This is a genomic window from Gardnerella sp. DNF01180P, assembly GCF_049244205.1.
GTDB classification, from domain to species: Bacteria; Actinomycetota; Actinomycetes; order Actinomycetales; family Bifidobacteriaceae; genus Bifidobacterium; species Bifidobacterium swidsinskii.
This window is the reverse complement of sequence record NZ_CP058386.1, coordinates 1-20,789: the sequence shown is the minus strand read 5'-3', so window position 1 is coordinate 20,789 and position 20,789 is coordinate 1. Positions and strand designations below refer to the sequence as shown.

At 40.9% G+C, this 20,789-nt stretch carries 20 protein-coding genes; 19 read left to right on the top strand and 1 reads right to left on the bottom strand.

Annotation, left to right across the window (positions count from 1 at the left end):
- The first annotated feature begins 16 nt into the window (after positions 1 to 16).
- From HXT40_RS00100 to nucS, 15 genes are all read left to right on the top strand, one after another.
- Positions 17 to 592: a type II secretion system F family protein gene (locus HXT40_RS00100; RefSeq protein WP_004110029.1), complete on the top strand. Its 576-nt coding sequence runs from the start codon at positions 17 to 19 to the stop codon at positions 590 to 592.
- Positions 593 to 595: 3 nt separating this feature from the next.
- Positions 596 to 1,243, top strand: a complete 648-nt coding sequence (locus tag HXT40_RS00095) for a type II secretion system F family protein (RefSeq protein WP_004110027.1) — start codon at positions 596 to 598, stop codon at positions 1,241 to 1,243.
- Positions 1,244 to 1,381: 138 nt separating this feature from the next.
- Complete coding sequence (locus HXT40_RS00090; RefSeq protein WP_033888546.1) at positions 1,382 to 1,657, top strand: DUF4244 domain-containing protein; 276 nt, start codon at positions 1,382 to 1,384, stop codon at positions 1,655 to 1,657.
- Positions 1,658 to 1,686: 29 nt separating this feature from the next.
- The gene (locus HXT40_RS00085) at positions 1,687 to 2,067 is read left to right on the top strand and encodes a TadE/TadG family type IV pilus assembly protein (RefSeq protein WP_033888547.1); all 381 of its coding nucleotides are present in this window, start codon (positions 1,687 to 1,689) and stop codon (positions 2,065 to 2,067) included.
- On the top strand, positions 2,064 to 2,468 hold the full coding sequence (locus tag HXT40_RS00080) for an Rv3654c family TadE-like protein (RefSeq protein ID WP_033888548.1): 405 nt from the start codon (positions 2,064 to 2,066) through the stop codon (positions 2,466 to 2,468). The genes HXT40_RS00085 and HXT40_RS00080 overlap by 4 nt, the downstream gene beginning before the upstream one ends.
- 105 nt (positions 2,469 to 2,573) lie before the next feature.
- On the top strand, positions 2,574 to 4,964 hold the full coding sequence (locus tag HXT40_RS00075; protein ID WP_004109999.1) for a DNA polymerase III subunit gamma and tau: 2,391 nt from the start codon (positions 2,574 to 2,576) through the stop codon (positions 4,962 to 4,964).
- Positions 4,965 to 4,970: 6 nt separating this feature from the next.
- The gene (recR, locus tag HXT40_RS00070; RefSeq protein WP_004109996.1) at positions 4,971 to 5,579 is read left to right on the top strand and encodes a recombination mediator RecR; all 609 of its coding nucleotides are present in this window, start codon (positions 4,971 to 4,973) and stop codon (positions 5,577 to 5,579) included.
- Positions 5,580 to 5,708: 129 nt separating this feature from the next.
- Positions 5,709 to 6,473 carry an aspartate kinase gene (locus HXT40_RS00065; RefSeq protein WP_004109991.1) on the top strand — a complete coding sequence of 255 codons (765 nt, stop codon included), beginning with the start codon at positions 5,709 to 5,711 and terminating at the stop codon, positions 6,471 to 6,473.
- A gap of 63 nt (positions 6,474 to 6,536) precedes the next feature.
- Positions 6,537 to 7,106, top strand: a complete 570-nt coding sequence (locus HXT40_RS00060; RefSeq protein ID WP_004105778.1) for an ACT domain-containing protein — start codon at positions 6,537 to 6,539, stop codon at positions 7,104 to 7,106.
- Between the two features lie 101 nt (positions 7,107 to 7,207).
- A complete protein-coding gene (locus tag HXT40_RS00055; protein WP_004109990.1) occupies positions 7,208 to 8,275 on the top strand; it encodes an aspartate-semialdehyde dehydrogenase in 1,068 nt (355 codons plus the stop codon).
- Between the two features lie 52 nt (positions 8,276 to 8,327).
- The gene (locus tag HXT40_RS00050; protein ID WP_004109989.1) at positions 8,328 to 8,948 is read left to right on the top strand and encodes a DUF5701 family protein; all 621 of its coding nucleotides are present in this window, start codon (positions 8,328 to 8,330) and stop codon (positions 8,946 to 8,948) included.
- Positions 8,949 to 9,057: 109 nt separating this feature from the next.
- Entirely contained in the window at positions 9,058 to 9,759 is a 702-nt protein-coding gene (locus tag HXT40_RS00045; protein WP_004105770.1) for an ABC transporter ATP-binding protein, read from the top strand.
- Between the two features lie 13 nt (positions 9,760 to 9,772).
- Positions 9,773 to 12,526 (top strand): FtsX-like permease family protein, encoded by a 2,754-nt coding sequence (locus tag HXT40_RS00040; RefSeq protein ID WP_421777244.1) that lies wholly within the window; start codon positions 9,773 to 9,775, stop codon positions 12,524 to 12,526.
- Positions 12,527 to 12,763: 237 nt separating this feature from the next.
- Positions 12,764 to 14,197 carry an amino acid permease gene (locus tag HXT40_RS00035; RefSeq protein ID WP_100066729.1) on the top strand — a complete coding sequence of 478 codons (1,434 nt, stop codon included), beginning with the start codon at positions 12,764 to 12,766 and terminating at the stop codon, positions 14,195 to 14,197.
- Between the two features lie 36 nt (positions 14,198 to 14,233).
- Positions 14,234 to 14,941 carry an endonuclease NucS gene (gene nucS / locus HXT40_RS00030; protein ID WP_004109980.1) on the top strand — a complete coding sequence of 236 codons (708 nt, stop codon included), beginning with the start codon at positions 14,234 to 14,236 and terminating at the stop codon, positions 14,939 to 14,941.
- A gap of 97 nt (positions 14,942 to 15,038) precedes the next feature.
- Here the strand turns inward: nucS and HXT40_RS00025 are convergent, their stop codons facing one another.
- Positions 15,039 to 16,028 carry an FKBP-type peptidyl-prolyl cis-trans isomerase gene (locus HXT40_RS00025; protein WP_004109977.1) on the bottom strand — a complete coding sequence of 330 codons (990 nt, stop codon included), beginning with the start codon at positions 16,026 to 16,028 and terminating at the stop codon, positions 15,039 to 15,041.
- Between the two features lie 79 nt (positions 16,029 to 16,107).
- Here HXT40_RS00025 and HXT40_RS00020 point away from each other — a divergent pair, with 79 nt between their 5' ends.
- The 4 genes from HXT40_RS00020 to HXT40_RS00005 all read left to right on the top strand — a co-directional run bounded on the left by HXT40_RS00020 (position 16,108) and on the right by HXT40_RS00005 (position 20,632).
- Positions 16,108 to 17,904 (top strand): hypothetical protein, encoded by a 1,797-nt coding sequence (locus tag HXT40_RS00020; RefSeq protein WP_421777243.1) that lies wholly within the window; start codon positions 16,108 to 16,110, stop codon positions 17,902 to 17,904.
- Positions 17,897 to 18,961 (top strand): hypothetical protein, encoded by a 1,065-nt coding sequence (locus HXT40_RS00015; protein ID WP_004109972.1) that lies wholly within the window; start codon positions 17,897 to 17,899, stop codon positions 18,959 to 18,961. Before HXT40_RS00020 ends, HXT40_RS00015 begins: the two co-directional genes overlap by 8 nt.
- Positions 18,962 to 19,001: 40 nt before the next feature.
- Positions 19,002 to 20,027, top strand: a complete 1,026-nt coding sequence (locus tag HXT40_RS00010; RefSeq protein ID WP_064621456.1) for a tetratricopeptide repeat protein — start codon at positions 19,002 to 19,004, stop codon at positions 20,025 to 20,027.
- 266 nt (positions 20,028 to 20,293) lie between these two features.
- A complete protein-coding gene (locus HXT40_RS00005; protein ID WP_004109968.1) occupies positions 20,294 to 20,632 on the top strand; it encodes a hypothetical protein in 339 nt (112 codons plus the stop codon).
- The last annotated feature ends 157 nt before the right edge of the window (positions 20,633 to 20,789 follow it).

Below are 20,789 nucleotides of genomic sequence, written 5' to 3'. Positions count from 1 at the left end.
TGCTTGGAGCGTAAAAATGGATATTGAAGAAGTTCTTGCTGGAATGATTGCTGCATTACGTTCTGGTTCTACTTTTGCAATGATTGTTCACAGTGACTCTAAGTCTCAACAATGTATTTGCAGTAGTGCAGTTAATACAAAAATTATTTATAAATGGCTTTATGAACGTTGTTTTCCAAAGAACCGCAATATGAATAAGAATCAACGTCGTCAGCTTGAAAAACATATGCATACTGTTTCTGAAAGTCTTATGGCTTCATATGAATTGAGTAATACTCTTGGTTGTGCTATGGCAGAATGTGTGGAAGCTACGGCAGCGTCATATCATGCTCAGAAGCGTGCAGAAGATTTACGTGCTGACGTAGCTGCAATGCCAAAAGCAACAATAAAACTACTTACTGCTCTACCTATTTTGGCTCTTTTTGCTGGTGAATTATTAGGTGGGCACCCTATTTTGATGTTAATTACAACAGTAAATGGATGGATTTTATTAACAATAGGTGGAATATGTTATGGATTGGGTTTGGCATGGGTTAGTTCTATGTTGCAAATATCTCAGCATGCAATGGATGCTGCCTCGCTGGAAGGATGATTTATGGAATCCACAAAGCAGCTTTTGTTTATCATCCCATTGTTTGTTGTAATTGTTTGGCAATGGGTGAGTTTGAAATTAGAGTGCGATTCATTAGATAATCGTATGCGTTTTAACAGTAAAATTATGCTAGTTAAATACGAATGGCGTAACTCCAAAGTTTCATATGTAGATCCTCTTCTTGGTTTACATATGATTATTGTTTCACTTCGTAGTGGTGTTGCTATTACTAGGGCTCTTAGTGCTGTTGGAGAAGTGTTTCCTTGTGGTCAAGGCATGTGGCTTTGCTCTGTTTCCAATGCTTTACTTGCAGGAGATACGTGGCATGAAGCATGGTCTTCTACTTATACTAAACAAGATAATTTTGAATTAGAAAATAAATCAAAATTTACTAATCGTAAAAACTTAGATTCTTCAGAAATATTAGCTAGATGGTTAATGACATCTTTAAAAGAATCATGGTGTTATGGTTCATCTCCAGTTCCTGTATTGTCTGCACTTGCTCAACATTATGAGATAAATATGGCCAATATTGCTAGACAAGAAAGTTCTAAGTTGTCTGTGCGATTGCTGCTTCCTGTTGGATTATGTTTTTTGCCGTCTTTTATATGCATAGGAATTTTGCCAACAGTTATGTCGCTTATGCGCTAGCTTTTTAAAAATAAATTTTTAGAAAAATAAATTAGCTTTTATCCACAATGCAATTTTTTTATTTTCATTCGCAAAACAAGTTGTAATAATATTTCTATCCGAAAATTTCGGATAGTTTGAAGTGAAAGGTACAAGATGATGGTTGGGATAATGCAAAAACTTGTTGCACGATACGCTGTGTCTATGCTTCAAGTAAATGAACAATTAGTGAATATTGAGTCACGTTTGTGTCAAAAAAGAAAACTGTACGCTGAAGGTCTTAAAAATAAGGATTCCGGAGCTGTAACAGCTGAGTATGCAGTAGTTATTATTGCTGCTACTGGTTTTGCTGCACTGCTAGTTGCTATTTTGAAATCAGATACGGTTCGCACAACGTTGACAGATTTAGTGAAAAAAGCATTGAAAATCGGCTAACGGCATGTTTTAGCAGATGAAATGAGCTTATGATGCGGAAAGTTATTGTGTGCAAAAGATTGTTGCGCAAAATTAGTGATTATGACAGAGGGACGGTAACTGCTGAATTTTCTATTGTTTTGCCTTGTGTATTAATACTGTTATTTGTATTAATTGGCATAGGTAGAGCAGTTGTATGTACTATGAATTGTCATGATGCTGCTGCGCAAGTTGCGTATTATCTTGTGACTCATAAGGACGATAAAGCTGCCGCAAGTATTGTGCAGTCGGTCGCAGGTCAAGGAGCGTCGGTGAAAATAAGTCGTAGCAATAATATGGCGAATATTGTTGTTAAATGTCCTCTTATTCCCGATCCTCTTCATATTTTGCCGCCTCTAGTGGAAAGTCATGTAAGCCAGGTTTTAGTATGAGTAGGCGCAAGAATTTTGTGAAGCATTCAATAAATTTCATTCATAAGCGATGTAAGGGCATTGACTGCGGTTCTGGCACTATGCTTGGCATTATGCTAGTGATCGCAGTCTGCTCAATAGTAGTGCTTTCTGCTATTTTATGTAATGTTCTCGGAGCTAAACATCAAGCTTATGCTGTTGCAACTTCTGCTGCTTTATCTGGTGCTTCTGCGTTGCAAAGGATGGAGGATAATGCGTGTGAGGTTGTTGCGCGTACTGTTGCTTCAAGCAATGCTTTTTTGAAATCTTGCAACTCTACTAGTAATGATGTAACTGTTCGTGTTTCTGTTGGGCTAAATATTCCATTTGCTTCTAACGTGGAAGTTTCTGCTAGAGCAGGACTAGAAGATTGCAATAAGTAGTAAGTAGCAAAAACGAATATAAATATCAGCAGTCGGGTGGCGGCTGCTGATAGTCTTAACTAAGATATATCGGGGAAATAGTTAGGTCGCGGTAGGTTAGGAAACATGGCACTTGCACTGTATCGTAGATATCGTCCTGACACGTTTGATGGTGTTATTGGGCAGGATCAGGTTACCATACCTTTGTCTAGAGCATTAGACCAAGGAAAAATAACGCATGCATATTTATTTTCTGGGCCGCGTGGATGCGGTAAAACAAGTTCTGCGCGAATTTTAGCTCGCTGCATTAATTGCGAAAAAGGACCAACTTCGCACCCATGTGGAGAGTGCCAAAGCTGTAAAGATTTAGCTACTGGCGGTGCCGGTTCTATCGACGTTGTAGAGATTGATGCTGCAAGCCATAACGGTGTCGATGATGCTAGAGAGTTGCGTGAGCGTGCTGGCTTCGCTCCTGCTCGTGACCGTTATAAGATTTTCATTCTCGATGAAGCTCATATGGTTACGCAGCAAGGTTTTAATGCTTTGCTTAAGATTGTAGAAGAGCCGCCTGAACATGTAATGTTTATTTTTGCTACCACTGAGCCGGATAAAGTTATTGGCACTATTCGCTCGCGTACACACCATTATCCTTTCAGACTTGTGCCTCCAGAGGTAATGTCTCCATATCTTGAAGATATTTGCAAAAAAGAAGGTATTCTGCCACAGCCGGGAGTTCTTCGCCTTGTCATGCGCGCTGGTGCAGGATCAATGCGAGATACGTTATCTGTGCTCGATCAGCTTATGGTGGGTGCTGTTGATGGTTCAATTTCTTTGGATTCTGCGGTTGCTTTATTAGGTTTTACGCCTAATTCATTGATTAGTGAATTCATTGACAATCTTATTAATCATGATGGTGCTTCGATATACGATGTAGTTCGTCGCGTTATTGTTGGAGGCTACGATACTCGTAAGTTTGTAGAAGATTTATTAGGTAGAGTTCGTGATTTGTTGCTTATGGTATCTGCAGGTCCTAAAGCGGCTTCAAGCTTACTTAATGATGTTTCTCCAGAAGATTTGGAAATATTGAATAAGCAATCTGCAAGCATGACATTGCATGATTTAGCACGTATGGCTCAAACAATTAATGATGCTTTAAGTGCAATGGCTAGTGCAATTTCTCCTCGAATGAATTTGGAAATTTTAGTTGCTCGTTTGCTTGCAGACAGCGAAACTTCAAATACTGTTGCAACTAATTTGCGCATCAATAACGTGCAGCAACAAAATATTTCAACTTCTAAGCAGAATATTCAAAATAAAGTATCTTCTGGTGCTCATTTCGTAGGTTCTACAAGCAATAAAAAATATGTTTCTGCAAATAGTGAGAATAATAGTACTTCAAATTCTTCGCTACCTTCTGAAACTACGGCATCTCCTATTGCTAAAGCAGAAACGCAATCTGCTCCACGCACAAAAGAAATGGAATCTAAAAAAGCGTTTTTGAACGATGCACATAATGCTAATTCAAAGAATGATTCCATGGATACTGATGCAATGTGGGATAAAGTAGTTTCAAAATTGCCTGATGACGTACGTGAATATGTAACTCGTGAGTATGTTCCTACAGTGCAACTTACTCCAGTACAATCAGGTCGGCAGCGTCTTATTTTGACTTTTAATGAGCCTATGAGTCAACATGCATTTGCGCTCGCAGTATGCACTACTTCTCCATATGATGGGCAAAAAGTGCCAAAAGTAGTAATGAATGAAGTGCATGAAGTATTTGGTGCGCAAGTAATGATTGCTCCTGCACCAGTTGCTGCTAATGGTGAACAAGTAGAATCTGTTGCTCGAATGGATCCGCAAAATCTTGCCAAAGTTAAGCGAGATATTTTATTACGCAAAACTGGCCTATCTGCTGGATTTAGTAATAAAACTGATTCTGATGGCAGCGGAATAAATAAAAATCCTACTAAAAAAGAATCTTCGGGTTTTAGTGGCGCTGATGGCTCCGCAGCATCAGTAGCTTCTGAAAATACTGCGGATGAGTTAAGTGATGTTGCGAATGCGGATGATGATGTTTGGGCAGATATGTCGTCTATGCCCATGTCGGATGTGATTGCAATGCCGGAAGATTCTTCTACTAAAGACTCTTCTATTGAAGATGAGCTCATGAATCATGATGACGAGATTGCAATACAGAAGAGTTCGCATTCTCATAACCAATCTGAAGCTATTTCTGGTGTCTTGGATCAAGCTAAACTACACTCTCAAGTTCAGAATGCAACTAATACTTCAGAATTGTCTACTGAATCAATTCAGACTACTGTTTCTCCTACGAATGGAGCTACTGCTGACGAATGTTCGATGGATGATGCTTCATTAGAATCCGCAACGTCTGTAAGCACTGATGAGCTTAAACAAATTTTTGAAGTTAAATCTGTTGAAGAATTTGCTTCTACTGATCCTAAAAATCCTAAAAATGCGATTATGAGCGTTAAGAAAAAGCAAGAGGAGTAGTTTACAGTGCATAATTCATCGTCATATGATGGAGCAATTGGTCATTTAATTGAAGCATTTTCAAAGCTTCCAGGGATTGGACCTAAAGGCGCTCAGCGCATTGCGTTTTACTTACTTTCTTCTTCGGATAAAGATGTTCAAGAGCTAATAGACGCAATTAATAACATGAAAGAAAGTGTGCGTTTTTGTGATGTATGCGGAAACGTATGTGAGCAGAGCCCTTGCATAGTATGCGCAGATCCTCGGCGTGATCATAGCAAAATTTGTGTAGTTGAAGAACCTAAAGACATTATGAGTATTGAGCGAACTCATGAATATTCAGGTGTTTATCATGTTCTTGGTGGTGCAATTAACCCAATGGCAAATGTTGGGCCTGGGGACTTAGCAATTACGCAATTACTTGAACGTCTTAAAGATGCAAAAGTTCAAGAAATTATTCTTGCGCTTGATCCTGATATAGAAGGTGAAGCGACTGTTACGTATTTGGCTCGATTGCTCGATCCTCTAGGAATTAAAGTTACTCGCTTGGCAAGTGGATTGCCTGTTGGTGGAGATTTAGAGTATGCGGATGAGATCACTTTAGGTCGTGCATTTTCTGGTCGTCAATCTGTGTAATTTTGAATATTGTTTTTATGAGCACAAATCATTATTAGTAAATAGGGCATAGTTGGTAGTCTGATATTGAAGCCATTATTTGGCATATCCTGTGCGTTTATCAATATTGACATGAGCAAGGGGTAAAAATTGTCGCTTATCGTACAGAAATACGGTGGTTCTTCTGTAGCGGATACGGATTCCATACAACGTGTTGCCAAACGCATTCTTTCTACAAAAGCAGCAGGCAATGATGTTGCTGTTGTAGTTTCAGCGATGGGAGATACGACTGACGATTTAATTGATCAAGCAATGAGTGTAAACACTCATCCTCCTGCTCGCGAAATGGATATGCTTATGACAGCAGGCGAACGAATTTCTATGAGTTTGCTTGCAATGGCTATTCATGCTCAAGGATCTCATGCTTATTCTTTTACTGGTTCTCAAGCTGGATTTATGACAGATACTCAGTTTGGAGCTGCGCATATTCGTGCGGTTAAGCCTGATCGTGTCAGAAGAGCTCTTAGCAAAGGCAGTGTTGCAATTGTTGCCGGGTTCCAAGGAATTAACGAAGTTGGAGATGACACGACTCTCGGTAGAGGCGGTTCGGATACTTCCGCTGTAGCGCTTGCGGTTGCTTTAGGTGCTGATGTATGTGAGATTTACACGGATGTAGATGGAGTATTTACTGCGGACCCACGTATTGTGCCAACTGCAAAACGTATTCCTGTAATTGATTATGATTCAATGCTTGAAATGTCATCTTGCGGCTCGCGCGTGCTTGCGTTGCGTTGTGTTGAGTACGCTCAGCGTTTTGGTATGCCTCTTCATGTTAGAAGTTCATTCTCACATAGGAACGGAACGCTTATAGTTCCAAATAATATTAATCCGAACGATTTGCCTAATCTGAGTTAGAAAATACAAAACTAAATATTAATAGATAATGTCAAATAATCTTCGAGCTTAAAGGCGGTAACAATGGTAAACCACGATATTCTTTCGACTATGGGCGATTTATTTCCTGATTTAGGTCCGGAAACTCCTGTTATCTCTGGCGTTGCTCATGATCGCAGTGAGGCAATGATTACGGTTCGCGGTATTCCAGATATTCCTGGTATGGCTGCGAAAGTATTTACAACTCTTGCAAAAGCAAATGTAAATATTGACATGATTGCGCAAGCAAGTGCTTCTACTGGTACAGCAGATATTTCTATTACTGCTCCAGGAGCATCAATGGAAGCAGTCCGTAAAGTTCTAGAAGAAGCGCATGATGAATTGAAATTTACTTCTATGGATGTCGTTCCAGTAGTAGGAAAAGTAGCTGTTGTTGGCGTTGGTATGAAAACACATTCAGGCCTAGCTGCTACCTTCTTCACTGCGCTAAGTGAACATGGTATAAATACTTTGATGATTTCTACTTCGGAAATTCGTATTGCTGCCATGGTTCCTGTTGAACAAATTGATGAAGCTGTTCGCGCTTTGCATACTGCTTACGGTTTGGACGCAAGTCAGGTTGAAGCAGTAGTGTACGGCGGAAGCGGGCGCTGAAGCAATTTAAATTATTAAATTATTAAATTAACTAAATTATTTAAATTGTAGAATTGTAAAAACTGTAGAAATTATACGTGCTTACTTTTAAGGGAGTCTCGATGACAATTATCAACGAAAAAGGCGTGAACGTGGCAGTACTTGGCGCAACTGGCCAAGTTGGTATGGTAATGCGTCGAGTGCTTGACGAGCGTGATTTCCCAATAAAAGATTTACGTTTTATGGCTTCTGCTCATTCTGCTGGCACAGTTTTGCAATATCGTGGCAAAGACGTAGTTGTAGAAGATGTAGAAAAAGCAGATTTGCACGGAATTGATATAGCTATTTTTTCTGCAGGCGGCGGAACTTCAAAAATTTGGGCTCCGGAATTCGCTGAAGCTGGCGCAATTGTAGTAGATAATTCTTCGCAATGGCGTATGCATAACGATGTGCCTTTGGTAGTTGCGGAAGTAAATCCTGAAGATTTAGATACTATTCCAAGAGGAATAGTAGCAAATCCAAATTGCACAACTATGGCTTGCATGCCTGTATTAAAGCCGCTTGCTGATGCTTTTGGATTAAAACGTTTAATAGTTTCGTCTTATCAAGCTGTTTCTGGTGCCGGTCGAGCCGGTGCTTTGCAACTCATGAATGAGGCTCAAGCTGCATTAAACCAAGGAGCAGATAAACTCGTTTTCGACGGTAGTGCAATAGATTTCCCTGAGCCTACAAAAGTTGCTCGTACTATTGCTTTTAATGTAGTGCCTTTTATTGGTTCAATAGTTGATGACGGATCTGAAGAAACTGACGAAGAACAAAAATTGCGCAATGAAAGCCGTAAGATTTTGCATTTGCCAAATCTTGCAGCCTCATGTACTTGTGTGCGAGTAGGTGTTTTCACTGGTCACGGCATGAGTGTAAACGCTGAGTTTGAGCATGATGTAACTCCAGACATGGCTCGCGAAGTATTGAGCAATGCTGAAGGAGTTGAACTTAACGATATTCCTACTCCTCAGCTAGCAGCCGGAAAATCTGCAAGTTATGTTGGCAGAATTAGGAAAGATCAAGCAGTAGATGGAAATAAGGGATTGGCACTTTTTATCACTAACGATAATTTGCGAAAAGGTGCTGCATTAAATGCTGTGCAATTGGCGGAAATTATTGCTAAAAAGCGTAATTTCCTAAACTAATTATGGTTATATTGCGCTCGCGATTATGTAAGATTTTGCGTAAACTGGAATTATGTCAATAGCATCTGAAGAAATACAGCAGCAACTCGATCGTATAGTGGCACTTGGGTATCCAGATGTGGCTGATATGAGTGCCAATGCTTTTCGTAAGTTGGCAAATCCTATATTATGTGCGCTTGAAAATAGTAGTTTAGGTGCGAATATTTTATTGATTCCTACGCGTGAATTAGTTTCGCCTGAATCGTTGATTTCTCGGACGAGTATTAATCGCATGGCTGGATTCACTACTATGCCTCCGCGAGATATCATAAGTTTTCTTCCTAAAGACGGGTATGAGTTTCCTGAAGGTCCGTTCTATATAGTTGTCGATCCGCATACTGGCTCATCGTATTTGAATCGAGAGCCTGATGTTGCTCGTAAGCTTATTGATTCTGATGAGCGTTTGCCTCTTACGCTGGAAGAAGGGCTTGCTATTGCAACACAACATCCAGATTGGCTTGAAAGCAAGAATGGATTTAATTTGCTTGGTTCGCAAAGCGCAGATGGGCGTGTGCCAAGTATATGGATGAGTCAATGTGCTCCGCGTTTAGGTGCTGTCTGGCCAAATTCTCGTCATACTTGGCTTGGTAATGCGTATTGCATGGAAAGATGTGGAGTGTCATCGCTGAAGTAAGTTAGCGAATTTTGCGCTCATTTAGTAAAATAGTACGAAATATAACGGTAGATAATACAAATAAATAGAAGTTGAATTTTTATAGTTTCTCATATTGTGAAGGTGTGTTGTGGCATATATAACTTTTGATCATGTAGTGAAAGAATACCCATCAGGTTCTGGTGCTGTGCGAGCTTTAGATGATGCCAGTTTTACTGCACAGAGCGGTGAGCTTACAGTAATTTTAGGTGCATCTGGCGCGGGAAAAACTACAGCATTAAATATTTTGGGTGGTATGGATACTGCAACAAGCGGTCGTGTTGTTGTTGGCGATTGCGATGTTACTAAGCTAAAAGGTCGTAATTTGGTTCGCTACCGCAGAGAAGACATTGGTTTTGTTTTTCAATTTTATAATTTAGTTCCAAATTTAACTGCTCTTGAAAATGTAGAGTTAGCTTCGCAAATTTGTGCAGATCATTTTGACCCTGCTCAAACGCTTATTGATGTTGGCTTGAAAGAAAGGCTACATAATTTCCCAGCTCAACTTTCTGGCGGTGAGCAGCAACGCGTATCTATTGCGCGAGCTCTTGCTAAAAAACCTAAATTATTGTTATGTGACGAGCCTACTGGTGCCTTGGATTATGAAACAGGTAAGGCAGTATTGCAATTATTGCAAGATATTTGCCGAACTGAAGGCATGACAGTGCTGATTATTACTCATAATGCTGCCATTGCTCCGATGGCTCACAAAGTTGTTCGTTTCCGTTCTGGAAAAGTTGTAGACGAAACTGTGCAAGAACATCCTATGGCTATAGCCGATATTGAGTGGTGATTAGGTGGTTGTTATGCGGAAAGTAACAGCAGTTTCAAAGCAATCTGATAATAAAAACGCCAATAATGGCAGTGAAGGTAAGCGCACGCACTCATTGCTGCCAATAGTATTTATTAGCGCAATTAGAATGTGGGTTCGCGAATGGCGTCGCTTCTGTGTTCTTGCGGTTATTGCAATGCTTGGCGTTGCTGTTATGACTGGTATTTATGCAGGCTGCAACGACATGTTTCTCGCTACTAACGATATGTATGCGAAATTGCATGCTTATGATTTGCAAATCGTATCTACTCTTGGTTTAACTAAAGACGATGTTGCAGCATTACGCGCGTTGCCAAGTGTGAGTGAAGTTGAAGCAGAGCGTTCTTGGAAAGCAACAGCACACGCGACAGATGATGCAAAGTCTTCATACGCAATGAATTTCGTGCATTATGTAGAATCGCAAAAAAATCTTAATCGTTTGCATTTGCTTAAGGGCAATATGCCTAAAAATAATAGTGAAGCTGTTGTAACTCAGCGATTTTTACACGATAGTGGCTTGAGCATTGGCAATGTGATAGTAGTCAACATGCAGCAAAATGTGGACGTTGGAAATCTTGATTCTTCTAATTCAAAGTCTAAAACTTATCGTTTGCGCATAACTGGTAGCGTGCTAGATAGCAACGATTTAAACAATCCTGATGGCTATCAATCTAAAGCATTTCGTAACTCTGTGACGTCTAGATATCCAATATTTACTTCTGCTGCTCCTGATAACGTGACCGGCTTGCCGTATACAGCAATATCGGTACGTTTGAATGATACTCAACATGTCAATGTTTTTTCTAAAGATTATCGGGGCATTGTCGACGATGCATCTGAACAGATTCAAGAACGCGTGCAATCTAAGCGAGAAACAGCTCGACGTAATCAAATTATCGACAACCAAGTTAACTCAGAAGTAAAAAACATTATTGCAAACGATCCTAGACTTCAGCGCGCTCCAAATTTTGTTAAAGAGCAAGCAAAAAAGCAAATTCGTAAACAAATTAAGTCAGAGATTCAAAAACGTGTTCCTCAAGCTCAATGGCATATATCTACTCGTATAGCTAACGATAGTTATGCTAGTTTGCGTTCTGACGTTGCTTCAATACAGTCACTTGGATACGCTTTCCCGGCAGTATTTCTTGTTGTAGCAATGATGATGAGTTTAACTGCTATGGCTCGTATGGTTGAAGAAGAGCGAGGGCTTATTGGCACATACTTAAGTTTGGGATACGGTCGTTCTACTGCAGTAACAAGACATGCTTTCTTCGCAATATTTGCGTGCTTTGTTGGCGGCGGAATTGGCGATATTATGGGTTTTCTTGCAATCCCTTCACTTTTACTAAAAATCTTGCGTGGTTTATACGCCGTTCCAGACGTTAGGTTGAAGTATGACTGGCTATATGGCTCTTTGTGTGTGCTAGCATTTGTGATTCCTGTTGCAATATGCACAATCGTTGTTAGTTGGCGAGAAACAAAGCAAGTTCCTGCAGCTTTGTTAAGACCAAAAGCTCCAAAAGCTGGTTCTCGCGTTCTTCTTGAAAGGTTGCCTTGGATTTGGAAGCGAATGAGTTTCTTAAATAAGGTTACTGTTCGCAATTTGGCGCGATTCAAAGGCAGATTGTGCATGACTATTGGTGGAGTTGCCGGTTGCACAGCGCTTATTGTTTGCGGTCTTGCTTTGAACGATACTGTTGCGACCTTGGGTATTCGCCAATACGAGGGAATTTATCGATACGATATGATTTCTATCTCGGCTCCAGGATCTTTCCAAAATATGAAGAAAAGCGTTGAGCAAGACAAGTCAAATAATAAAGTAGAAACTATACTTCCAGCTTATGTGGGCTCTGGAGAAATAGCTAAAAATCAATCAAATAAGTCGCATAGTCGTCATGTTGAGGATGCTGAAAGCGTGCAGTTGATTGTTGTAAAAGACACAAAAACTTTGTCTTATCTTGTAAATTTGCAGGATGTGGGCAATAATTTGCAAGCTATTAAACTTACAGATGAAGGTCCGTTGCTTTCTCAAAGCGCTGCTGCATCTCTGGACATTACTCGTGGTAGTGAAATTAATGTGACGAATACTAGTTTTAAACGTGCGAAAGTTAAAGTTAAAGCTATTGTTCGTAATCTTATTGGTTCTAATATTTACATGACTGAACGTTGCTACGAACGCTTATTTAATGGAGAAAACAGTAAGCTTTTGAAACATAATGCGTTAATTTTGCGTTTGCGAGGTAGCGATAATAATAAAATTAAATATGCCGACAAGGTTTCTGAACGTGACGGTGTGCTTGCTGTTATGAATATTACGCGTATGAAGCATGCTTTTAGTTTTGATCTTATGAATGCTGTTGTTGCTTTAATCGTAACTTTGGCTGCTGGCTTAGCTTTAGCTGTGCTTTTTACTCTTGCAAGTACTAATATTTCGGAACGTACTCGCGAAATGGCTACGCTGAAAGTTCTTGGTTTTTATCGTAGAGAAGTTCATTCCTATGTGCATAAAGAAATGCTTACTTTAACTGTTATCGGCATTGCAGTTGGATTGCCATTAGGAAGGCTTATTGCAGGATTGTTGACTAGCGCGCTTCGTATGCCGTCTTTGTATTTTGAAGTTGAAGTAGCTCCTTTAAGCTATTGCATTGCTGGCGTTGCAACACTAATTTTTGCGTTAATTGTGCAATGGGCTACCAACCCAGCTTTGGATCGCATAGATCCAGTAAGCTCACTTAAAAGTGTGGAATAGTTGCGCGAATTGTGGAATGCGTAATGAATAGTTAAGGGTTCCTATAAAATTAGAAATTCGTGGCTATTAAGGAACGGAGTTGTAATAATGAGTGAGACTGTGAATAGTGACATTAATGTAGGTTCTAAACAAACAGAATCTGCAGAGACGCACAATAGCACATCTTCTCATAATCAATCTTCAAACCAATCTTCTCGCGTATCTGCGCAAGAAAATGCAAGTAGCAATACAAACCAAATGGAGCGTAGTCTTACCAAGCGTCATGTGCAATTTATTGCTATTGGCGGCACAATTGGAACAGGTTTGTTCCTTGGTTCTGGAAAATCAATTAGCTTAACAGGTCCGAGTATTGTATTCGTTTACATTATTGTGGGCTTGATCATGTTCCTGCTGATGCGTGGCATTGGTGAGCTAATGTACAAGGATCCAAACCAGCATACTTTTATTAGTTTTATTACGCGTTATCTTGGCAGAGGTTGGGGTAATTTTGCTGGATGGTCGTATTGGTTTGTGCTTGTACTTATTGGTATGAGCGAAATTACGGCAGTTAGTACGTATTGTGTCACATTCTTCCAAACTTTCGATATTGACGTAAGTCATTGGAAATGGCTGATAGAAGTAGTATTTTTAGCGGCTTTAGTGTGCATAAATTTGGTAGCTGTAAAGCTATTTGGGGAAACTGAGTTTTGGTTCTCAATGATTAAAATTACGCTAATTGTTGCTCTTATTGTTACAGCCGTAGTTATGGCTTTAATTGGTTACCATTACTCTGCAACTCCTTTGCATGGTGGTGTAATGAGTCCTGCTGGTCACGCTGGATTAGATAATATTTTCAACAATTTCTCGCTTATGCCAAATGGCTGGCTTTCCTTCTTAATGAGCTTCCAAATGGTGTTTTACGCGTACCAGCTTATTGAGTTTGTTGGTGTGACTGTTTCGGAAACTAAGAATCCTCGCCAGGTTTTGCCAAAGGCTGTTAACGAGATTATTGTACGCGTTCTGGTTTTCTATGTTGGTGCTCTCATAGCGATTATGCTTATTGTGCCGTGGCAACAGTTTAGGGCTACGAATGCGGAAGGCGTATTTATGTCACCATTCATTATGGTGTTCCAATACGCGGGATTGCATTGGGCTTCTGCGCTTGTGTTCTTTGTGGTTATTACAGCTGCTTCTTCTGCGCTTAATTCTTTGCTGTATTCTGCTGGTCGCCACATGTATCAGATTGCGCTTGAGTCACCTTCGCCTCTTTTGGGTAAGTTGCGTAAGGTTTCACGCACGAAGGTTCCTGCTCGCGCGATTTTGTTCTCGTCTGCTTTGATTCTTCTTTCGCCAATTATTAATTCGATCCCTGGCATTCATGGTGCGTTTATTTTGTTTGCTTCGGCTTCTTCTGCAGTGATAATCATGATTTATATTTTGATTATGGTTACGCATCGTAAGTACCGTGAATCTGCTGATTTTATGCCAGACGGTTTCGTTATGCCGCATTATAAGCTTTTGAATTCTCTTACTATAGCGTTCTTTGCTTTTGTGTATGTGACTTTGTTTATTAGCGACGATACGCGAGCTTCTGCAATTGGCGGACTAGTGTGGCTCGTATTGTTCGGCGGATACTGCGCCTTACATCAACATTGGCAGAATCGCGATTTAGCTGAAGCTTTGGGGAAGTAAGGTACTTCTTTACTTGATTTCTGTTATGCTTGCTGTGTGCGAATTATTGTTGCAGATTGCAGTGCAGAGTATACAGGTAGGTTAAATGCCACGCTTCCTTTAGCTAAGCGAGTGTTGCTTATTAAAGCAGATGGCAGCGTACTTATTTTTTCTGAGCTTGGTGCGTATAAACCTCTTAATTGGATGGTAGCTCCTTGTAGTATGCGTGTTTTACGTAAAGAAGATAGCGGCGAATCCGATGCTGGCGTTGTTGTAGATGGCTGTATTTTGCGTGTTGCTGCCGCTAAAAGCGATGATTTGCTTATGATTTCGCTCGAGCATGTTTATAGCGATAATACTTACGATTTGGGTGAGGATCCTGGCTTAATTAAAGATGGTGTTGAGGATCATTTGCAACGTTACTTGGCTGAGCAGATTGAACGAATCGGCGATGGTGCAACGTTGGTGCGCCGTGAGTATCCTACGGCTATCGGCCCAGTGGATATTATGGCTCAGGACGCGGATGGTGTACATGTCGCTATTGAGATTAAGCGGCATGGCGGTATCGACGGCGTTGAACAACTTACGCGTTATTGTGAGTTACTGAATAGAGATCCGTTACTTAAGCCGGTTAGAGGTATTTTTGCTGCGCAAACTATTAGCCCACAAGCTCGCGTTTTGGCTGAGGATCGTGGATTTACTTGCTTAATATTGGATTACGATGAAATGCGTGGAGTCGAGTCCAACGATCTTCGTCTGTTCTAAATATGTGTTCTAAATATGTAAAAACCCCTCGGGAAGGAGGGGTTTATTATTTATGAATCGCTAGTTAATTCTGCAACAGTTTGCAAAATTACAAATCTCACGAAGCATAGAGAATATCGACTACAAAGTACAGCGTGGCATTTGCAGGAATAGTTACGTTTCCGCGCGCGTCCTTCTTTTCTTCTTTACCGTAGCCATCTTCTGGTGGGATTACCAAAAGAACTTGGGAGCCAACTTTCTTTCCAGTTAAGCCTTTAGTCCAACCAGGGATTACTCCTCCAGCAAGTTGGAAGTCTGCAGGTATGCCACGAAGCCAAGAAGAATCAAATTGATGCAATTTGCCGTCTTTATCAGTAGTCCAGCCAGTGTAATGAGCAGAAACTGTGTCTTTTGCAGTTACTTTTTTGCCGGTTCCTTCAATCAAAGTCTGAGAAACAAGCTTTCCGTCTGGAACGTAGTTATTTTTATCTAAGGTTGGTGCTCCAGATTTATCAAGAGTTACCTTCGGCAAATTTGCGGGAATATTCGTAACAGCCTTGCCCGTTGCTCTAGTTATAGCCTTTGATCGCGAAACCATTGTAAGAACCATAACATATGAAGGATTTTTATATCCTTCACTTACGCCAAAAGCAATAGTTGTATTAATTTTCTTACCTTTAATCAAAGCGTAATATGGGCGGCTTGTAGAATTTTTATTAATGTAAATCGAGCAATCAGCTTTGCCTTTTTCCCAAGTATTCATAAGCTCTTTGCCGGTTTTGGAGTCGAACACAATGCCCTGAGAGCATACGCGATCGCCTTCTTTAATTGTTTCTCCGTTGCCTCGTTGCAAAACAGCATAAGTATTTTGCTTTACTTTTACAGGCGTTTTCAGCGTTATTTTAGGCTTTTTCCCAAGTGCTCCAGATGCGCTTACGCCTTCCAGCAACTGCATTCCAGCTTTTTGAGCGTTCTCATCAGTTAAATTGTTTTTGTTGTTGGAACTTTCTCCGCATGAAGCGAGTACTACACACATTGCCACTGCACTAATAGTTGCAAAAGTGCGAAGCAAAAAGGATTTTTGTTCTAATGTTTTGATTTTTTTCATAGCCTCACATTACCGCTTGACGCTGATTTTTACATCAAAACATGCAAGTAATATTAAAAGACTGTAGAATGGTATCGTTATGACAAATATAGAAGATGCTTCTGATACAGAAGGACGACCAATGCGACGACCAATGCGACGGCTCACTTTGCGCAGTAAAATCATGCGCGGCGTTGTAGCTCCATTTTTTGCTTTGCTTGCAGTATTAAGCGTTGTTCTTGGAGTTGCTAACGCAACATTTTGGAAGCCTAGCAACGTTGTTATTGCGTACGCTAACGTATCTGGAACTCGTTATATTGTCACTGATCCTGGTGTTTTGAATCTTGTAGATAACAGGGTTCGTATTAGTGTTGCTGCTTTGCATACGCGTAAGCCTATTTGTGTTGCTGTAGGTTTAACGAAAGACGTAAGAGGCTGGGTGGCAGGTTCTCCAGTACAAAGAATTACTGGTTTGCGTGATTGGAATAATCTTTCAGTTTCTGAAGTGTCTGGTAAAACCTCTGTGCAAGCGGGTGACTCTGTGGACATTAAGGATCCTGACGTAAAATTCCAAGAATCTAATTTATGGCCTATAGTTACATGCCAGCTTGGTTTAGCGAAATTGGCAATAAATACTGCAGATTATGTTCAATCTTCTGGTTCTGCGTCGTATGATCATGCTGTTGCAAGCGGCACAATGCCTAAATCGGACACTCGCGCTAGTAAGTCAAATAGTCATGATGCGTCTTCTTCTTCACTGCGCTCGCAGGCTGCTAGACGTGTTTTGCTAATTGATTTGGGGGATAATGTGCCGGAAGCTTCCGTAGAATTGCGGTGGCGTCGTAATCAAATTCCAGATTTTGCAACGCCTTTATATTTTGTAGGAGCACTTTTTGCAGTATTAGCTATACTTTCTGCAACTATTTTTGCAATGGCTCCGCATCGTCGTCGTAATAAGCAATTAATAGCTAGCCGTTCAGGAGTGTTGGCAGTAAAGTCTGCACAGCGTGACGAAGTCACCTTTGCTGAGGCGATTTCTGGAACCATGTCTGGTATTTTTGGTCACAAACGACACAAGAAGGATTCTGGAAGCCACGCAAGGCATGGAGATCATGCGCGTCGTCGCAAAGATTCAATGCAAAGCGGCGACTCAAATGGTATGCAAACTCGAATTGCGTCTGCTTCTACAGCGGTTGCATCTACTGATTCTTTGGCTGAAACTACTGTTATTGCGCAAGATGAAATGCTTGCGTTTGCCACGCGCTTTATGCAGCAACATGACGATAATTCTTATTTAGATGGTTTAGACAATGCTGATGATGAATTTAATGATTTGCACAATCAGGATGCTGCGGCAAACGGAGAAGATTTAGCAAATGCGGAAGATATAGGAAATGCGAAATATTCTGGAAATTCAGCAGAATCAGCAAATTCAGAAAATAAGCAATATAAGCGGAATTCTCAGAATATTAAGACTCCGCGAAATAAGAAAAAATCTTACGCAAGCGCGTCGGATGGCAATAGTCTGAACGATTATAAGAATAAGCGTCAGCAGCAAAATAAGTATGCACAGCAGAATAACAAGAGGCGTAATCGTCAGAACGATAGAAATAATGCTAATAATTCTGAAAAGTTTGCAAAGAAACGTTTAGAAACGGTCAAGCCTTCAGATAGTAATAGCAAGATTTCACATGAATCTAGTAAGAAAAAGCTTAATGAGCACGAAAACTATCGCAACTCAGAATCAAACAAACGTCAAAATTCGTCTAAAAATAGCAACGATAAGCAGTCTCGCATAAAACGAAATGGGTTTAGAGGAGACGGCGGTAACGGTCGCTACAGAAAAAATGGGAAAGGCTACCGCGGTAATTCTTCAAGTGAGCGAGGAAATGAGTAAAATGCGTAATAGTAATGTCGATATTCACCGAGTAAAAAGTAAAAATAGAGGCGTATTGCGCAACAACGTAGTCACATTAATAGCATGTGTTGTATCAACGGTTATGGTAACCGGATTATCTGCTTGCGATGGGCAGGTGCCGAAACCTGCTGAAGCGCGTAGTAATCAAGAGTTACCTAATGTGACTATGCTGCAAGAAAAAGATATCCGCTTGGGGTTGCTTCGCACTCTAGAAAAGGCAAACGACGAAAAAGATGTGGATTCATTATCTCAAGCAGTTTCTGGACCTGCTCTCGATATTCGTACGAGCGAGCTTACGATTGCAAACAAAACTGGGAACTTAGATCCTAAGGCCACTATTCCGCGTGAAGCCGCGCAAACTATTGTGCCAACTAATTCTGGTTGGCCAAGAGATTTAATGACTATTACAACTACTACTAAAGATCAGCAGTCAAAACGTTTGCTGGTTTTACGTCAACAGAGAGCGCGTTCGAATTATAAACTTTGGGCTGTTGCGCGCTTATTCCCTGGAGTGCATCTTCCTAAATTTGCTGTGCCAAGTATTGGTTCTTCAATGGGTAAATCTAACGATACTGGTTTGGTGATGACTCCAGATGAAGCGGTAGCTGCGTACGCTGACGTTTTACAAAATGGTGAAAACAGCAAGTACGCAAAGCATTTTGCTGACGATTATTTGCGTAAAAAGTTAGTTGAACTTTCTAAAGCAGTGCAAGCTGGAATGGAGCGAAATAAAGGCTCTCAAGAACAAGTCTTTACACCAAATCTCAAACAAATAAGCATTATGCGTTCAAGCGATGGAAGTGATTTGGTTGTTGCGCGCATAGATTCTGTGTGGACTCGTAAAGCTGGTGAAGGGCGTGAATCTCGTCCTGCTTCTGATGAAGAAAAAGCATTATTTGGCGACGGTAAAGCAAAAGGTACTATGCGAGTAACTTACGTAAATGTTATTGCTCTAGTAGTTCCTCCAGCTAGTTCTCATATGAAGATTATTCCTGTTGGTGCTGAGCGTCAGCCTATTAAGGTAGAAGCTTTATAAATTTGTAAGTGCAATGTAGTGTGCTTGGAAAAGAGGAAAAATGGTGAGTAGCAAAGCGCAAGGCATGAATCCTGGCGGATTTTCGCTTGCTGGGGCTGTAGATTTAGAAGGCGTAAAGCGTCGCGTAGAAGCTCAAGCTAAGCAAGCTGCTAAAGCTGCGTCGGGTTCTACTGGTTCTTCTGCTCCAAAAGCTGGCGGCTATGTAATCGATGTTAATGAGCAGTCTTTTCAGGCGATGGTGCAAACGTCTGTAAGTTTCCCAATTGTTATTTTGCTTTGGCAAGCTAATGACGAGGCCTATTATGATGTGGCGCAGAAATTAGCGGATGCTGTTAACGCGCTTGACGGTCGTATGCAGTTAGCTCGTATCGATTCTGATGAAAGCCCAAGTATTGCTCAAGCATTGCAAGCGCAGCAGCTTCCTGCAATTTACGGTTTAATTGGCGGACGCCCTATGCCTATTGCGCAAGGTTTACCTAGCGATGAGGAATTACAGCAGATTTGTGGCACTATTTTGCCGCAATTGGTTCAGGTTGCTGAACGCTCTGGTGTTGCTGGAACTGCTCCTTTTGTGGAATCCTCGGTTGAGAAAAAGTCTGAAACGTCTAAAGACTCAGATCAAGATAGTTCCGAGAATAATTCTGTTGAGAGTGTTCCGCCTGCTCATGAGCAAGCTCATTCGCTTGCTATGAAGGGTGATTATGAAGGTGCTGCACGTGAGTATGCAAAAGTAATGGAAGCGGATCCTCATGATGTGCTCGCATCGCGTGAACATGCAAAAGCTTTGTTGCTTTCGCGTAATACTAATACTGATGTTGCTGCGGTTAGAAAGGCTGCTGGCGATAATAAGGATGATTTAGATTCGCAGCTTGCAGTAGCAGATGTAGATATGATTGACGGTCATATTGATGACGCTTTTGGGCGACTGCTTGACTTCCTTGCATCTGGTCATAAGAGCGATGCGGATGCTATTCGTTCTCGTATGCTTGAGTATTTTGCCATACTTCCTGCAGATGATGAGCGTCTTGCGCGCGCTCGTCGCCGTCTTGCAATTCTTCTTTACTGATTATTGCGCGATGACGCATTTTTGACGACTTATGTAGTATTAAACAAAAAAGCCAAGAACCACAACAATCGTGAGAAATTCGTGTGATTCTTGGCTTCAGTAGCGGGGCATGGATTTGAACCATGGACCTCTGGGTTTCCTAACTAATCTCTTACAAAGCCACAAATTTTAATATCTTTCCTTTCCTAAAAATTAAGATAGCTCAGAGCAATACCTCTGAGCTATCGAATAAGCCTTTTCATCAAGAAACAATGCGGAGTCTTTTGATGAAAGTACTTAATATTTTAACCAACCCAGATGATAACGTCAACGATCTTGTAACGTTTAATGCTCCTTCCGCAGCTCTCCAGTTTGACGAGGAAAAACGGGAAGAGATTCGCTCTCTTAATCCTGATGCTCAAATGAATTGGGCACATACTACTACGCAACAGTTGCGCGAAAAACTTGTCACAACGATTGATAGCGTAGAGCTTGCTAACAATAATGTTGCAGACTTCTGCATTGCATTAAATACGGCGCTTTCTGGTGAAGCATGGGCTATTCTTGGAATAAGGCGGGCTCTAGTTGGGAGACATAGTCTTTATCGAGTGTCCAGTTGTGGATGAAGCGTAGGTCGCACGAGTTTTCGTATGTGTTTTCAAGCTCGCTTATGGGGTGGATGGTGTATCCGGTTTTTTGCGCGTCTTGCTCATCTTGTGTGTTTTCGCAGATGTAGATTTTGTGGCATCCGTCGTATGCGAAGCTTGTGCCGGTGACTGGCTT

What these genes read in the sequence shown, in the direction of transcription:
- HXT40_RS00095 (WP_004110027.1), top strand. Translation starts at nt 596, where the DNA reads ATGGAATCCACAAAGCAGCTTTTGTTTATCATCCCATTGTTTGTTGTA.
- HXT40_RS00020 (WP_421777243.1), top strand. Translation starts at nt 16,108, where the DNA reads ATGACAAATATAGAAGATGCTTCTGATACAGAAGGACGACCAATGCGA.
- HXT40_RS00035 (WP_100066729.1), top strand. Translation starts at nt 12,764, where the DNA reads ATGGAGCGTAGTCTTACCAAGCGTCATGTGCAATTTATTGCTATTGGC.
- HXT40_RS00100 (WP_004110029.1), top strand. Translation starts at nt 17, where the DNA reads ATGGATATTGAAGAAGTTCTTGCTGGAATGATTGCTGCATTACGTTCT.
- HXT40_RS00050 (WP_004109989.1), top strand. Translation starts at nt 8,328, where the DNA reads ATGTCAATAGCATCTGAAGAAATACAGCAGCAACTCGATCGTATAGTG.
- HXT40_RS00015 (WP_004109972.1), top strand. Translation starts at nt 17,897, where the DNA reads ATGAGTAAAATGCGTAATAGTAATGTCGATATTCACCGAGTAAAAAGT.
- HXT40_RS00075 (WP_004109999.1), top strand. Translation starts at nt 2,574, where the DNA reads ATGGCACTTGCACTGTATCGTAGATATCGTCCTGACACGTTTGATGGT.
- HXT40_RS00085 (WP_033888547.1), top strand. Translation starts at nt 1,687, where the DNA reads ATGATGCGGAAAGTTATTGTGTGCAAAAGATTGTTGCGCAAAATTAGT.
- HXT40_RS00055 (WP_004109990.1), top strand. Translation starts at nt 7,208, where the DNA reads ATGACAATTATCAACGAAAAAGGCGTGAACGTGGCAGTACTTGGCGCA.
- HXT40_RS00025 (WP_004109977.1), bottom strand. Translation starts at nt 16,028, where the DNA reads ATGAAAAAAATCAAAACATTAGAACAAAAATCCTTTTTGCTTCGCACT.
- HXT40_RS00005 (WP_004109968.1), top strand. Translation starts at nt 20,294, where the DNA reads ATGAAAGTACTTAATATTTTAACCAACCCAGATGATAACGTCAACGAT.
- HXT40_RS00040 (WP_421777244.1), top strand. Translation starts at nt 9,773, where the DNA reads ATGCGGAAAGTAACAGCAGTTTCAAAGCAATCTGATAATAAAAACGCC.
- HXT40_RS00090 (WP_033888546.1), top strand. Translation starts at nt 1,382, where the DNA reads ATGGTTGGGATAATGCAAAAACTTGTTGCACGATACGCTGTGTCTATG.
- HXT40_RS00080 (WP_033888548.1), top strand. Translation starts at nt 2,064, where the DNA reads ATGAGTAGGCGCAAGAATTTTGTGAAGCATTCAATAAATTTCATTCAT.
- HXT40_RS00060 (WP_004105778.1), top strand. Translation starts at nt 6,537, where the DNA reads ATGGTAAACCACGATATTCTTTCGACTATGGGCGATTTATTTCCTGAT.
- HXT40_RS00010 (WP_064621456.1), top strand. Translation starts at nt 19,002, where the DNA reads ATGGTGAGTAGCAAAGCGCAAGGCATGAATCCTGGCGGATTTTCGCTT.